The organism is Amycolatopsis mediterranei (genome assembly GCF_026017845.1).
GTDB lineage: Bacteria > Actinomycetota > Actinomycetes > Mycobacteriales > Pseudonocardiaceae > Amycolatopsis > Amycolatopsis mediterranei.
Genome location: NZ_CP100416.1, coordinates 5528891 through 5544190, shown reverse-complemented (window position 1 = coordinate 5544190; position 15300 = coordinate 5528891). Strand labels below are relative to the sequence as shown.

The following is a 15300-nucleotide window of genomic DNA, read 5'->3' as shown; positions in this document are numbered from 1 at the left end:
CGGAGCGAGTTCGGCCGTAGGAAGGGAAAGGTACCGAGATGTCGGAGAACGAGGCCGGGACGGACCGCTACGTGGTGGTCGTCAACGACGAGGAGCAGTACTCGATCTGGCCGGAGGGCAAGGACGTGCCCGCGGGCTGGCGCACCGACGGCGCCGCCGGGTCCAAAGAGGACTGCCTGCGGCACGTCGAGGAGGTCTGGATCGACATGCGCCCCCTCAGTCTCCGCCGGAAGATGGCCGACCGGCAAGCCACGGCCAACGGCTGAGCGACCCACGAGACGGACCGGACGCGAGGAAGCGATGACCACGACGTCGAACGAACCCCGAGAGCTTTCGGCCGCGCAGCGTGCGCTGGCGCTGCAGCGGCTGCGTGGCATCCGCGGTGGCACCGCGGACGAGCCGATGACCGTGCCATCCGGTACGCCGGTGCCGCTTTCGCCGGTGCAGCACGGCTTGTGGGTGGTCGAGCAGTTCCTCGACGACAACTCGCTCTACGGCGTGCACCGGAGCCTGTGGCTGCGGGGCGAACTCGACGTGGTGGCCCTGCGCGCCGGTCTCGACCGGCTGGTGGCGCGGCACGAGACGCTGCGCACCACCTACACCGGTGACACGGTGCCGCGGCAGCAGGTCGCTGCCGCCCGCGAAGCGGACTTCGTGGTGACGGACCTCGCCGGCCTCCCCGCGCCGGAGAGCCGGCAGCGTGCCCTCGACCTGGCCGGTGCCGAGCTCGGCACCCCGTTCGACCTCGGCACCGGGCCGACGCTGCGGGCCAGGCTGTTCCGGACGGGGCCTGCCGAGCACCTGCTGGTGCTGAACATGCACCACCTGGTCAGCGACGCCTGGTCCTGCACCGTGCTGGGACGCGATCTCGGTGAGCTCTACGCGTCCGAAGTGGCGGGACGCGCGCCGGAGCTGCCCGAGCTGGCGATCCAGTACGGCGACTACGCGTACTGGCAAATGCGCAGGCTCGCCGGGCCGCTGCGGGAGGAGCAGCTCGGGTACTGGCGGGCGGCGCTCGACGGGGTCGCGCCGGTGCTGCGGCTGCCGGCCGACCGGCGGCACCCGGCGCGGCCGTCCTACCGGGCCGGCCGCGCGCGGCGGTCGCTCGACGCCGAGCTGGCCGCGGCGGTGCGCCGGCTCGCCCACGAGCGGGGCGTGACGCTGTTCTCCCTGTTGATGACCGCGTTCGCCGTGGTGCTGGGCCGGTGCGCGGGCCAGGACCGGTTCGCGGTCGGCTCGCTCACCTCGGGACGGGAACGCCCCGAGGTCGAGCACCTGATCGGGATGTTCGCCAACACCGTGGCGATCCCGGTCGACCTGTCCGGGAACCCGACGTTCGGCGAACTGCTGCAGGGGACCCGGCGGGCCGTGCTCGGCGCGCTGGGCCACCAGGACGTGTCGTTCGAGGACGTGGTGGCCGCGGTGCGCCCGGAGCGGGAACCCGGCCGCAGCCCGCTGTTCCAGGTGCTGTTCCAGCTGGTGGAGGTCGACGACGAGCGATGGCGGTTCGGCGACCTCGACGTGCGGGCCGCCGAGACGCACAACGGGCTCGGCAAGGTCGATCTCGCCCTCTACGGCATTCACGACGGCGGCCGGCTCGACCTCGAGATCGAGTACGCGCACGACGTCTTCGACCACACCACCGCGCTGCGCTACGCCGACCGGGTCGCCGCGGTGCTCGCGCAGGTCGTGCTCGTCCCGGACGCTCCGCTGTCCACTGTGGACGTCATGTCCCCCGCCGAGCGGCAGCTGGTGGTGCGGGAGTGGAACGACACGGCGGCGGAAGTGCCGCGCGTGACCTTGGCGGAGTTGTTCGAGTCGGTGGCCGGGCGGGTGCCGGACTCGGCGGCCGTGGTGGACACCGACGGTTCGGTGACGACGTACGCCGAATTGAACGCGCGGGCGAACCGGCTCGCCCACCACCTGCGAGACCGCGGGGTGGGCTGCGAGTCGGTCGTCGGCGTCTGCCTGGAGTCCGGGGTCGACCAGCTGGCGGCCCTGCTGGCGGTGGTGAAGTCCGGGGGCGCCTACCTGCCGCTCGATCCGGACCACCCGGCGGACCGGCTCGGGTTCATGCTGACCGACACCGGTGCGCGCATCGTGGTCACCGCGGCGCACCTCGCCGGGGCACTGCCTCGGGAACACGTCGGGGACCTGGTTCTGGTGGACGACGACCGGGCGGCCATCCAGGAGTGCCCGGCCACCGACCCGGTGGCGGTGATCGGCCCGGACAACTTGGTGTACGTGATGTACACGTCGGGGTCGACGGGACGGCCGAAGGGCGTGATGGTTTCGCACCACGGCCTGGTGAACTACCTGTGGTGGGCGATCGAAGGGTATGGCCTCGAGGGCGCTTCGGGTGCGCTGATGGTGGGTTCGGTTGCGGTGGATCTGTCGGTGCCGAACTTCTTCCTGCCTTTGATCGGCGGCAAGGACGTCACCCTGTTGCCGCCGGACCGCAGCCTGTCGGCGTTGGCGGAAACGCTCGGCGGCCCTGGTGACTTCTCGTTGCTGAAGCTCACCCCCGGGCACCTGGATCTGGTGCGGGCGACGCTGGGTGCGAGTTCCACTGTGGACTCGGTGCGGACGTTCGTGGTCGGCGCCGACGAGGTCCGGCCGGAGACGGTGGCCGCATGGCGGAGGATCGCACCGAACGCGCGGATCATCGACGAATACGGACCCACCGAAACCGTGGTCGGCTGCTCCACCTACGTGATCGGCGACGATTTCGACCCGGCCACGCCGGTGTCGATCGGCAAACCCATTGCCAACACCCGGATGTACGTCCTCGGCCAGCACCTGGCACCGGTGCCGATCGGGGCCGTGGGCGAGTTGTGCATCGGTGGTTTCGGGGTGGCGCGGGGGTACTGGCGGCGGGCGGGGTTGACGGCGGAGAAGTTCGTGCCGGATCCGTTCGGTCCGGCCGGCACGCGGATGTACCGGACCGGTGATCTGGCCCGGTTCCGCGCGGACGGGAACCTGGAGTTCCTGGGCCGGGTGGATCATCAGGTCAAGATCCGGGGCTATCGGGTGGAGCTGGGGGAGATCGAGGCCCGGTTGCTCCGCCACGAGCAGGTCCGCGAAGCCGTCGTGCTGGCCACCGAGGATACCGCCGGGCACAAGCGGCTCGCCGCCTACGTGGTGGCCGAAACCGACACCGCGGCACTCCGGGACTTTCTCGCCGGGGCCCTGCCCGACCACATGATCCCCGCTACCTGGACGCTGCTGGCGCGGATGCCGCTGACCCAGGCCGGCAAGATCGACCGGACCGCGCTCGCCGCGCTGTCGAGCGATCCGGCACCCGGTCCGGCGGACCACGCCGCGCCGGGCACGCCGGCCGAGACCGTGCTCGCCGAGATCTGGGCGGACGTGCTCGGCCTGGAGCGGGTCGGGACCGACCAGGACTTCTTCCGCCTCGGCGGTGACTCCATCCTCGCCATCCGGATCACCGCGGCGGCCCGGCGAGCGGGCCTGCACCTCACCGTCCGGCAGGTCTTCGAGAACCGCACCGTGGCCGCACTGGCCGCGGCCGTCGCGGACACCGCCGTGGTCGCGGTCGCGGCCGAGCAGGGGACCGTTTCCGGGCCGCTGCCGCTGACCCCGATGCTGAAGTGGTTCACCGAGACCCACGGCGGGCTCGACCACTACAACCAGTCCGTGCTCGTGACCTGCGAGCCGTCGGTCGACCCCGGCATCCTCTCCGCGGCGCTCTGCGCACTGGCCGACCACCACGACGCGCTCCGCACCCGGTTGTCCCGCTCGGCCGGCTCGTGGCGCGCCGAGATCGTCGCGGCCCACGACCGTGGCCCGCTCCGGACCGTCGACCTGTCCGCGATCCCCGCGGCCGACCGGGACGAGGCCCGGACCCGGATCGCCACCGAGGTCCAGTCGAGCCTCTCGGTCGGCCAGGCCCGTCTCCTGCGCGCCGTGCTCTTCACCGGGGCGGGTCCGGACACCCTCCTCGTCGCGGCGCACCACATCGCCGTCGACACCGTGTCCTGGAGCATCCTGCTCGAGGACCTCGCCACGGCCTGCCGGCAGCTCGAGGCCGGCCTGCCGGTCCGGCTGGGTGCCAAGACGACCTCCTACCGGCAGTGGGCGGGCCTGGTCGCCGAGCGTGCCGGGACCGTCGGGACCGAAGCCCCGGCGCCTGCTCCGCTGCCGGTCGACCTCGACGACGGCCCGGACGCCGAGCAGTTCACGGAGGCGGCCGAGGTCGCGTTGCCGGCCGAGCTGACCGACACGTTGCTGCGCCGGACGACGGCGGCCTACCGCACCGAGATCAACGACGTGCTGCTCACCGCGCTGGCCCGCACGTTCGCCGGCTGGACCGGTGAGCCCGGGCTGGTCGTCGACGTCGAGGGGCACGGCCGCGACCCGTTCCTCGACGACGTGGACCTGACCCGCACCGTCGGCTGGTTCACCTCGATCCGCCCGGTGCTGCTGCCCGTGCCGCGACCGGACTGGGACAGCTGCCTCAAAGCGGTCAAGGAAAGCCTGCGCACGACGTCGGACGGACCGCGGGCCACCGCGCAGGTGTCGTTCAACTACCTGGGCCGGCTGGACCGGCCCGGCGGTGACGCCGGACGGTTCCGGCTGCTGGCCGAGGACCTCGGCGCGACCAGAGCCCCGGGCGCCGGGCGGCCGTACCTGCTGGAGATCACCGCGGCCGTCGTCGACGACCGGCTCCGGATCTCCCTGAGCTACTCGAGCCGGCGCTACCGGCGCGCCACCGTCACCCGCCTGGCCGAGGCGTTCGCGGCCGCTCTTGCCGCGGTGGCCGAGCATTGCACTTCCGGAGCACGGGGAGTCACGCCGAGCGACTTCCCGCTCGCCGGCTTGCCGCAGTCCACTCTGGACACACTGGTGGCCGGGCTCGGCAGCTCGCCCGACCCGATCGAGGTCGGTGACATCGCCGACCTCTATCCGCTCTCGCCCTTGCAACAGGGCATGTTGTTCCGTTCGGTGTACGACCCCGGCTCGCAGGACTACCTCGAGCAGAACGGGTTCGTGGTCCGGGGCCCGCTGGACGCCGACGCGTTCGAGGCCGCGTGGCAGCTGGTCGCCGACCGGCACGCGGTGCTGCGCAGCCGGTTCGTCTGGGCGGGGTTGCCGCACCCGCTGCAGGTCGTGCGCACCGGCGGGCGGATCCGGGCCGCCCGCCTCGACTGGTCCAAAGTGGACCCCGCCGACGTGCCCGAGTGGTTCGACCGCCTGACCCGGGCGGAGCGCGCCGTGGGGTTCGACCTCACGGCCGAGTGCCCCGCGCGGCTCGCGATCGCCACCCGCGCGCCGGACGAGCACTACGTGCTGTGGTCCTTCCACCACATCGTGCTCGACGCGTGGAGCGTGACCGCGGTGCTGGACGAGGTGGCCGAGGCCTACCTGAGCCTGCGCGACGGGCGTGCACCCGTCCTGCCCGAGGTGGTGCCGTTCCGCGACCACATCGCCTGGATCGCCCGGCAGGACCGGGCCGCCGACGCCGCGTTCTGGCGAGCCGAGCTCGCCGGTCTGCCCGGCCCGACCGTGCTGCCCAGCGCCTTCGCCGCCGGGGACCCGGGAGTCGGCCGGGTGCCGGCGACGGTGCCTGCCGAGGTCGTCGCCGCGGTCCGGCAGCTGGCGCTGCGCAGCGGGTGCACGGTCGGCACGGTCGTGCACGCCGCGTGGGCGCTGCTGCTGAGCCGGTACACCGGCGAGACCGACGTCGTGTTCGGCAGCACCGTGACCGGCCGGGCCACCGGCGTGCCCGGCGCCGACCGGATCGTCGGGATGCTGATCAACACGCTGCCCACCCGGGTCGACGTCGACCCGGACCTGCCGGTGCCCGCGTACCTGGCCGCCGTGCACGACAAGCAGCTCGCCCTGCGTGAGCGCGAACACTGCGGCCTGGTCGACATCCAGCACGCCACGACCGTCCCGGCCGGCACCGCGCTGTTCGACAACGTGCTCGTCTACGAGAGCTTCCCGCCGGGCGGGGAGCCGGTGCGTGCGTTGGGGGTCGCCCCGTACGGCCCGGTGACCGAGCAGACCGACTGCCCGCTCGTGGTCGAGGTCGGGCACCACGAAACCCTCGAGCTCGTCGCCACCTACCACCGCGCCCGGTTCGACCGGGACACCTGCGTCCGCCTGCTCGCCACCTTCCAGAACCTGCTCGCCGGCCTGGCCGCCGAGCCGCGCGCCCGGCTCCGGGACGTGCCCACCCTGTCGCCCGCCGAGCGCGAGCTGGTCCTCCGTCAGGGGAACGACACCGCGATGGCCGTGCCGCGGACGACGCTGGGGGAGCTGTTCGGGACCGCGGTCGCGCGGACACCGGAGGCGTCCGCGGTGGTGGACGTCGACGGTTCGGTGACGACCTACGCCGAGCTGGACACGAGGGTCAACCGGCTGGCGCACCACCTGCGCGAGCGTGGCGTGGGCGGCGAATCGATCGTCGGCGTGTGCGTCGAGCCCGGGGTGGACATGCTGGTGGCGCTGCTGGGCGTGGTGAAGGCCGGCGGCGCCTACCTGCCGCTGGATCCGGAACACCCCGCGGACCGGCTGGGTTTCATGCTCGCCGACACCGCGTCCCCGATCGTGGTGACGCAGAGTGCGTTCGGCTCGCTCATCGGCTCGGTGTTCGGTGGCGACCTGGTGCTGCTCGACGGTGACCGCGCGGCGATCGACGCCTGCCCGGCCACCCATCCCGAGCCCGTGATCGGGCCGGACAACCTGGTGTACGTGATGTACACGTCGGGGTCGACGGGACGGCCGAAGGGCGTGATGATCTCCCACCACGGCTTGGTGAACTACCTGTGGTGGGCGGTCGAGGGATACGGGCTGGGCGGCGGTTCCGGCGCGCCGCTGCTGGGTTCCATCGCCTTCGACCTCTCGGTGCCGAACTTCTTCCTGCCTTTGATCGGCGGCAAGGACGTCACCCTGCTGCCACCGGACCGCAGCCTGTCGGCCTTGGCCGAACTGCTGGCCCGGCCCGGCGACTTCAGCCTGCTCAAGCTGACCCCCGGCCACCTGGACGTCCTGCGCGGCATCCTCGGTGACCGGGCCACGGTCGATTCGGTGCGGACGTTCGTCGTCGGTGCCGACGAGGTCCGGCCGGAGACGGTGGCGGCGTGGCGCCGGGTCGCGCCGAACGCCCGCATCATCGACGAATACGGGCCCACCGAAACCGTGGTCGGCTGCTCCACCTACGTGATCGGCGACGATTTCGACCCCGCGCAGCCGGTCTCCATCGGCAAGCCCATCGGCAACATCCGGATGTACGTGCTCGACGACCACCTCGAGCCGGTGCCCACCGGGGTCGTCGGGGAGCTGTGCATCGCCGGGTTCGGCGTCGCGCGCGGGTACTGGCGGCGGCCGGCGCTGACCGCGGGCGCGTTCGTCCCCGACATCCGCCCGGACACGCCCGGCGCCCGGATGTACCGCACCGGCGACCTGGCCCGGCACCGTCCCGACGGGAACCTCGAGTTCCTCGGCCGCATCGACCACCAGGTCAAGGTCCGCGGCTACCGCGTCGAACTCGGCGAGGTCGAGGCGAGGTTGCTGCTGCACGAGCAGGTCAGCGAGGCCGTCGTGGACGCCCGGCCCGACGCCGCCGGTCACCGGCGGCTCGTCGCCTACGTCGTGGCCCACGCCGGGCGCCCGCTGGACACCGCGCGCCTGCGGGACTTCGTGGCCGCCGCGCTGCCCGAATACATGGTGCCCAGCACCTGGCTGGTGCTCGACCGGATGCCGCTCACGCAGGCGGGCAAGGTCAACCGCAAGATCATGCCGGACCCCGGCCACACCCGGAGTGCCGCGGCGGACTACGTCGCGCCGCGCACCCCGAGCGAGCGGCTGCTGGCCGAGGTGATGGCCGGCGTGCTCGGGGTGGACCGGGTCGGCGCCGACGACGACTTCTTCCTGCTGGGCGGCGATTCGATCCGGGCCATCGAAGTCCTCGGCCGGATCCGCCAGGCCGGTGCGCCGCTCACGCTGCGGCAGATCTTCGAGCACCGGACCGTGGCCGCGCTGGCGGGCGAGGTCAGTCCCGGGGACGTGGCGCCGGTGCGCATCCCCGCGCGCCCGGCGACCGGTCCGGTCCCGCTTTCCCCGGTGCAGCACGGGTTGTGGGTGGTCGATCAGTTCCTGGCGAACAACGCGCTCTACAGCGTCTACCGCGGCCTGTGGCTGCGCGGCGAGCTGGATGTCCCCGCGCTGCGCCTCGCCCTCGACGAGCTGGTGCGCCGGCACGAGATCCTCCGCACCACGTTCACCGGCGGCGCCGAACCGGCGCAGGTGATCGGCGACGTGCGGCCCGCGGCGTTCGAGGTCGTCGAGTGCACCGACCGGGCCCACGCGGCGGCGGCGGCCGAGGAGGAGCTGCGCCGTCCGTTCGATCTGGCCGACGGGCCGCTGTTCCGCACCACGTTGTTCGGCGTCGGTGCCCGTGAGCACCTGCTGCTGCTCAACACGCACCACCTGCTGAACGACGACTGGTCGGTGCTCGCTCACGAGCTTCGCGAGCTGTACGCCGCCGCCACGATCGGGACGGCGGCGACGTTGACCGAGCCGCTCGTGCAGTACGGCGACTACGCGCACTGGCAGGCCGCCCGCATCTCCGGCGAGGTGCGTGCGCAGCAGCTCGCGTACTGGCGGGCCGCGCTCGGCACCCTGTCGCCGGCCCTGCGGCTGCCGACCGACCGACCGCACCCGGCACGACCCACCTACCGCGCCGCCACCGTGCGTGGCACGGTGCCGGCGGAGCTGACCGGCGCGCTGCGCCGAGTCGCGCGGGAACACGGCGTGACGATGTTCTCGCTGTTGCTGACGGCGTTCGAAGTGCTGCTGGGCCGCTGCGGCGGGCAGGACCGGTTCGCGGTGGGCTCACTGGTGTCCGGCCGGGACCGTGCCGACCTCGCCGGATCGATCGGGATGTTCGCCAACACCGTGGCCATCCCGGCGGACCTGTCCGGTGACCCGGCCATCGGCGCGCTGCTGGCCAGGACCCAGGCGGCCATGGTCGAGGTCCTCGACCACCAGGACGTCTCGTTCGAGGACGTGGTGGCCGCGGTGCGGCCGGCCCGGGAAGCCGGGCGGAACCCGCTGTTCCAGGTGCTGTTCCAGCTGTACCAGCCGGACGACGCGCTGTGGCGGCTGGGGGATCTCGACGTCGAGCCCGCCGATCTGGACAGCGGGTCCGGCAAACTCGACCTGAGCCTGTTCGCGGTGGACCGGGCCGAGCTGGTCGAACTGGAGCTGCGGTACGCGACCGACTTGTTCGACCCGGCTTCCGCCTCGCGCATGGTGCGCCGGCTCGTCGCCGTCCTGGAGAGCATGGCCGCGGATCCGGCCGCTCGGCTGTCCACTGTGGACGTCATGGGACCCGCGGAGCGGCAGCTGGTCGTCCGGGAGTGGAACGACACGGCGGCGGAGGTGCCGTGGGCGACGCTGGCGGAGTTGTTCCAGACCGCGGTCGCGCGGACACCGGAGGCGCCCGCGGTGGTGGACGTCGACGGTTCGGTGACGACCTACGCCGAGCTGAACGCGCGGGCGAACCGGCTTGCCCAGCACCTCCGTCACCTCGGCGTCGAAGCCGAATCCGTGGTCGGCGTGTGCCTCGAGCCCGGGCTGGACGTCCTGATCACGTTGCTGGCGGTGGGAAAGGCGGGCGGCGCCTACCTCCCCCTTGATCCGGAGCACCCGGCCGGTCGCCTCGAGTTCGTGCTGGCCGACTCGGCCACCCGGCTGATCGTCACCCGGCGCAAGCTCGCCGGGATCCTGCCGGACGCCTTCGCCGGCCGGATGGTGCTGATCGACCACGATCGCGCGGCCATCCAGGAGTGCCCGGCCACCGATCCGGTGGCGGTGATCGGTCCGGAGAACCTGGTGTATGTGATGTACACGTCGGGGTCGACGGGACAGCCGAAGGGCGTGATGATCTCCCACCACGGCCTGGTGAACTACCTGTGGTGGGCGATCGAGGGGTACGGCCTCGGTGGTGCGTCGGGCGCGCCGATGGTGGGTTCGGTCGCGGTGGATCTGTCGGTGCCGAACTTCTTCCTGCCCTTGATCGGCGGCAAGGACGTGACGTTGCTGCCGCCGGACCGCAGCCTGTCCGCGTTGGCGGAACTGCTCACCAAGCCCGGGGACTTTTCGCTGGTGAAGCTCACCCCGGGGCACCTGGATCTGGTGCGCGCCACGATGGGAGCCGACGCGGTCGTCGATTCCGTGCGGACGTTCGTGGTCGGTGCCGACGAGGTCCGGCCGGAGACGGTGGCGGCCTGGCGCACGGTGGCGCCGAACGCGCGGATCATCGACGAATACGGGCCCACCGAAACCGTGGTGGGGTGTTCGACGTATGTGATCGGCGACGATTTCGATCCGGCCAGGCCGGTGTCGATCGGCAAACCCATTGCGAACACGCGGATGTACGTGCTCGACGGCGGCTTGGCACCGGTGCCGGTGGGTGTCGTGGGCGAGTTGTGCATCGGCGGTTTCGGGGTCGCGCGGGGCTATTGGCGGCGGGCGGGGTTGACGGCGGAGAAGTTCGTGCCGGATCCCTTTGGTCCGGCGGGGACGAGGATGTACCGGACCGGTGATCTGGCCCGGTTCCGCGCGGACGGGAACCTGGAGTTCCTCGGCCGGGCCGACCACCAGGTCAAAATCCGCGGCTACCGGGTGGAGCTGGGGGAGATCGAGACCCGGTTGCTCCGCCACGACCAGGTCAGCGAAGCCGTCGTGACCGCACGACCCGATTCCGCCGGGCACAAGCGGCTCGCCGCCTACGTCGTCTGCCACGCCGGACAGGACCTCGACACCGAAGCGCTGCGCAGCTTCGCGGCCGCCGCGCTGCCCGAGCACATGGTGCCGGTCCGCTGGACGGTGCTCGACCACCTGCCCCTGACTCCGGCGGGGAAGATCGACCGTGACGCGCTGCCGGATGCGGACCACACCACGCCCGCCGAGGCCGTCGGCCGGGTGCCCGGCACGGCGACCGAGCGCCTGCTCGCCGAGCTGTGGGCCGAGGCACTCGGCGTCGGCCAGGTCGGCGTGGACGGTGACTTCTTCCACCTCGGTGGCGACTCGATCCTCGCCATCCGGCTCACCGAGCGGGCGCACCAGGCCGGGTTGCGGATCACCGTCCGGCAGATCTTCGAGCACCGCACCATCGCCGCGCTCGCCGGTGTGGTCGAACCGGTGCCCGCCGCGGAAACGCCGGTGGAACCCGCCGCGCCGGACGGATTCCCCTTGTCCGGACTGCCCGCCGGCCTGCTCGAGCGGTTGACCGCGGACAGCGACGTCGAGGACGTCTACCGGCTCACCCCGCTCCAGGCCGGCATGCTGGTCGAGTCGCTGGGAGCCGCCGGCCGGGACCCGTACTTCCGGCAGTGGGCTTACGACCTCGACGGCGACCTCGACGTCGGCGCGTTCACCCGCAGCTGGCAGCACGTGATCGACCGGCACACCGTGCTGCGCACCCGGTTCGCCTGGGAGGGGCTGCCGCACCCGGTCCAGGTGGTCTGCGGCACGTTCCCGGTGCTGTTCGAGCGCTGGGACGCCCGTTCGGTCCCGCCCGGTGAGCGCACCGCGTGGCTGGAGCGGCTGCTGAGCGACGAGCGGGACAGCGGCATCGAACTGGATGTCTCGCCACCGTCCCGGTTCCTGCTGGTGCGCACCGGGGAACGCGGCCACCGGTTCGTCTGGAACACCCATCACATCCTGCTCGACGGATGGAGCCACGCCGTCGTCATGGCGGAGGTGTTCGCCGCCTATGCCGCGTTCACCGCCGGTGAGCGGCCGAGCCTGCCCGAGGTGACCCCGTTCCGGTCGTTCGTCGAATGGCTGGACCGGCAGGCCGAAGACGGTCCCGGGTACTGGCGCCGCGCGTTGGCCGGCGTCATCGAACCGACGCCGCCGCCCGCCGCCCGGCCCACCGGTCACCCGAGTGCCCCGGGCGTGACCGGCCGCGAGCTGCCGGCAGCGCTCGCCACCGACCTGGACGCCGCGGCGCGGCGGTACGGGGTCACGGTGGGCACGCTGGCGCAGGCCGCCTGGGCGTTGCTGCTCAGCGGCTACAGCGACCGGCCCGAGGTGATCTTCGGGATCACCGTCGCGGGCCGCGCCGCGGAGCTGCCGGGGATCTCCCGCATGGTGGGCATGCTGATGAACACGGTGCCCGCACGGGTGCCGGTCGCCGGTTCGCTCGGCGTCGAGGACTGGCTCCGGCGGTTGCACGAGCAGCAGGTGGCCCGCTACCCGCACGATCACCACGCCCTGACCGACATCCACCGCTGGTCGGCGATCCCCGGTGGGACGCGCCTGTTCGAGACCAGGTTCGTGTTCGAGACCGGCGTCGACGCCGAACGGCCGGGGACGGACGGCTTGGTCGTCACCGAGGCCGGCGCGACCGACGGCGAATCGGAATATCCGCTGGTGCTCGCGCTCAGCAGGGGCGCACGCCTGCAGGTCGCCGTCAAGTACGACCGGGCGTGGTACACCGAGCCGGCCGGGGAGCGGCTGCTCGACGAGTACGTGGACCTCCTGCGGACGGTGGCGACGGCCGAGCCGGAGCTGCCGGTCGCCGCGATCGCGCTGCCCCGCGGCGAGACGAACTGGGCCGGCCGCCCGGGCGGCGACCAGGCGCGGACGGCGGCCGCACGGGTGGCCCCGCGCACACCGGCGGAACGCGATGTCGCCGGGATCTGGGCGGAAGTCCTGCGGATCGACCGGGTGGCCGAGATCGGCGTGCACGACGACTTCTACGACCTCGGCGGCGACTCCATCCTGGTCTTCCAGGTGGTGACCCGTGCCCGGAAGGCGGGCCTGCCCGTGAGCGTGCGGCAGGCACTGCGCCACCGCACCATCGCGGAGCTGGTCGAGGCCGCGGAAACCGCCGCGGCGGCCGAAGCCGCACCGGAAGCGGCAGGACTCGCCGGGGACGGCGGTGCGACGCCGCTGACGCCGACGTTGCTGCGGTTCCTGGCCTGCGACCTCGACCACCGGCACCACAACCAGTCGATGCTGCTGTCCTGGCGCTCGGCGCCGGACGCCGAGGTGCTCGAGCGCGCCCTGCAAGCGGTGGTGGACCGGCACGAGGCCCTGCGGTTCCGGCTGCGCATCGACCCGCACCGGCAGCTGGACCCGGCCGGAACCGTTCCCGTCCGCCTCCGGGTGGTGGACCTGGCCGGTGTCGCGGCCGGCGAGCAAGCCGAGGCTGTGCGGCTGACCGGCGACGAGCTCAACGCCGCGATGGACCTCGACGGCGGGCGGCTGGTCAACGCCGCGCTGTTCACCGGGGCCGGGGCGGCCCGGTTGCTGATCGCCGTGCACCACATGGCGGTGGACTCGATGTCGTGGCCGATCCTGCTCGAGGACCTGACGGAGGCCTACCGGTCGCTGGCCGCCGGCGAGCCCGTGCGGCTGCCGGAGCCGTCGACGTCCTACCGGCAGTGGGCACGGCGGCTGGCCGAGCACACCGGCAGCCCCCGGTTCGCGGACGAGTCCGGGTACTGGCTCGCCGCCCGTCCGGCGGTGGCCGCGCTCCCGACCGACCGGTTGAACGGGCTGAACGTCCAGGCCGCCCAGCGGGTTGTGCGGACGACGCTGCCCGCCGATGTGACCGAAGCGCTGCTCCGCTCGGCGCGGGGGCCGCTCGGCTGCCGGATCGACGAGCTGCTGCTGACGGCGGTGGCCACGGCCCTCGCCGGCTGGTCCGGCTCGTCCGAGGTCTTGCTCGACGTCGAGCGGCACGGTCGTGAGGCGGTGTCCGACGACGTCGACCTCGGCCGGACGGTGGGCTGGTTCACCGCGGTGCACCCGTTGTTCCTGCACCTGCCGGAACGCGGCGGGGCGCGACGGCGGGCGGTCGCCGTCCGGGAACAGGTGCGCGCGGTGCCGTCCGGAGGCCTCGGCTACGGCTTGGCGCGGTACCTGCGCGAGGACACGGCACGGATCTTGGCGGACCGGCAGGCCGCCCAGGTCGTCTTCACCTACCACGGGCAGCGGCACTCGACCGCGGCAGACCCCGGCGCGCTGTTCGACGTCGTGACGGTGGGCGGCCCGGGGCAGACGCGTGATCCGGCCGGCCGCCGCTCGCACCTGCTCGAGGTGGACACGGAGGTGGTGGACGGGCAGGCGGTGGTCAGCTGGACGTACGCGAGCGGCTTGCACGACGAGGGGACCATCGCCGGGGTGGCCGAAGACTGCGCGGCCGAACTGACCGAGCTGGCCCGGGCCGGTGACCGGCCCGGGGTGCGGCCGCGCGGCGACGCCGGCCGGTTGCTCGACCGGGTGTTCCCGCACGCGCCCGGGCTGGTCTTGCCGATGGCCCGCAACCGGGTGCCCGGGCTGAGCGTGGCGCTGATCGTCGACGGCGAGTTGCATGGCGCGTGGGGCCACGGGGTCACCGGCGGCGACCCGGGCGGGCCGGTCACCGCGGCCACCGCGTTCCAGGCCTGCTCGGTGAGCAAGTACGTGACCACGCTCGGGGTCCTCCGCCTCGTCCAGGACGGCCGGCTCGACCTCGACGAGGACGTCAACCGGTACCTGACCGGGTGGCGGCTGCCGCCCGCGGGTGCCGGTGACCCGCCGGTGTCGTTGCGCCAGATCCTCAGCCACACGGCCGGGTTGTCGGAGTTCCGCCTGCCCGGCTACCCCCGCGGCGGCGCGGTGCCGTCGCTCACCGACATCCTGGACGGCGTGCCGCCGGCGAACACCCCGCCGATCCGGCGGGAACGCCCGGCCGGTTCGGGTTTTCTCTACTCCTGCGGCAACTTCTCGGTGGTCCAGCAGGTGGTGACCGACGTGACCGGCCGTCCGTTCGCCGAGGTGATGCGGTCGCTGGTGCTCGAGCCGCTCGGCATGCGCGACAGCGGGTTCGAGCAGGACTTCCCGGACACCGCCGACGTCCAGGTCGCGCACGGCCACAAGCCGGACGGCAGCCCGTACGCCGGCGGCTGGCTGCTCTTCCCCGAGGCGGCCTCCAGCGGGCTGTGGTGCACCCCGGCCGACCTGGCCAAGGTGTCGGTGGAGGTCATGCGCGCGGTGACCGGGGCACCCGCCGCCTTCCTCGACCGGTCGCTGGCGCTGGCGATGGTCGGCCCGACGAGCGCCGAATACGGGCTGGGCTGCGCGGTCACCAGGGAAGACGGCGCGCACTGGTTCGGCCACCCGGGCGACAAGCGCTCGCACCAGTGCTTCACGGCGACCGACCTGAACACCGGGACCGGGCTCGTCGTGGCGGCCAACATCGGCGGTGAGGCGCCCCTGATGGCCGATCTGATCAACGAGCTCGGGGTCCACATCCGTTACCTGATCGACTAAAAG

General features: G+C 72.8%; 2 protein-coding genes. Both read left to right on the top strand.

The genetic code is table 11. The features are described 5' to 3' along the window. The first annotated feature begins 38 nt into the window (after positions 1 to 38). Positions 39 to 266 carry an MbtH family protein gene (locus ISP_RS24860; RefSeq protein ID WP_013226600.1) on the top strand — a complete coding sequence of 76 codons (228 nt, stop codon included), beginning with the start codon at positions 39 to 41 and terminating at the stop codon, positions 264 to 266. 34 nt (positions 267 to 300) lie between these two features. Next, entirely contained in the window at positions 301 to 15297 is a 14997-nt protein-coding gene (locus tag ISP_RS24855) for a non-ribosomal peptide synthetase (RefSeq protein WP_013226599.1), read from the top strand. Positions 15298 to 15300: the final 3 nt, after the last annotated feature.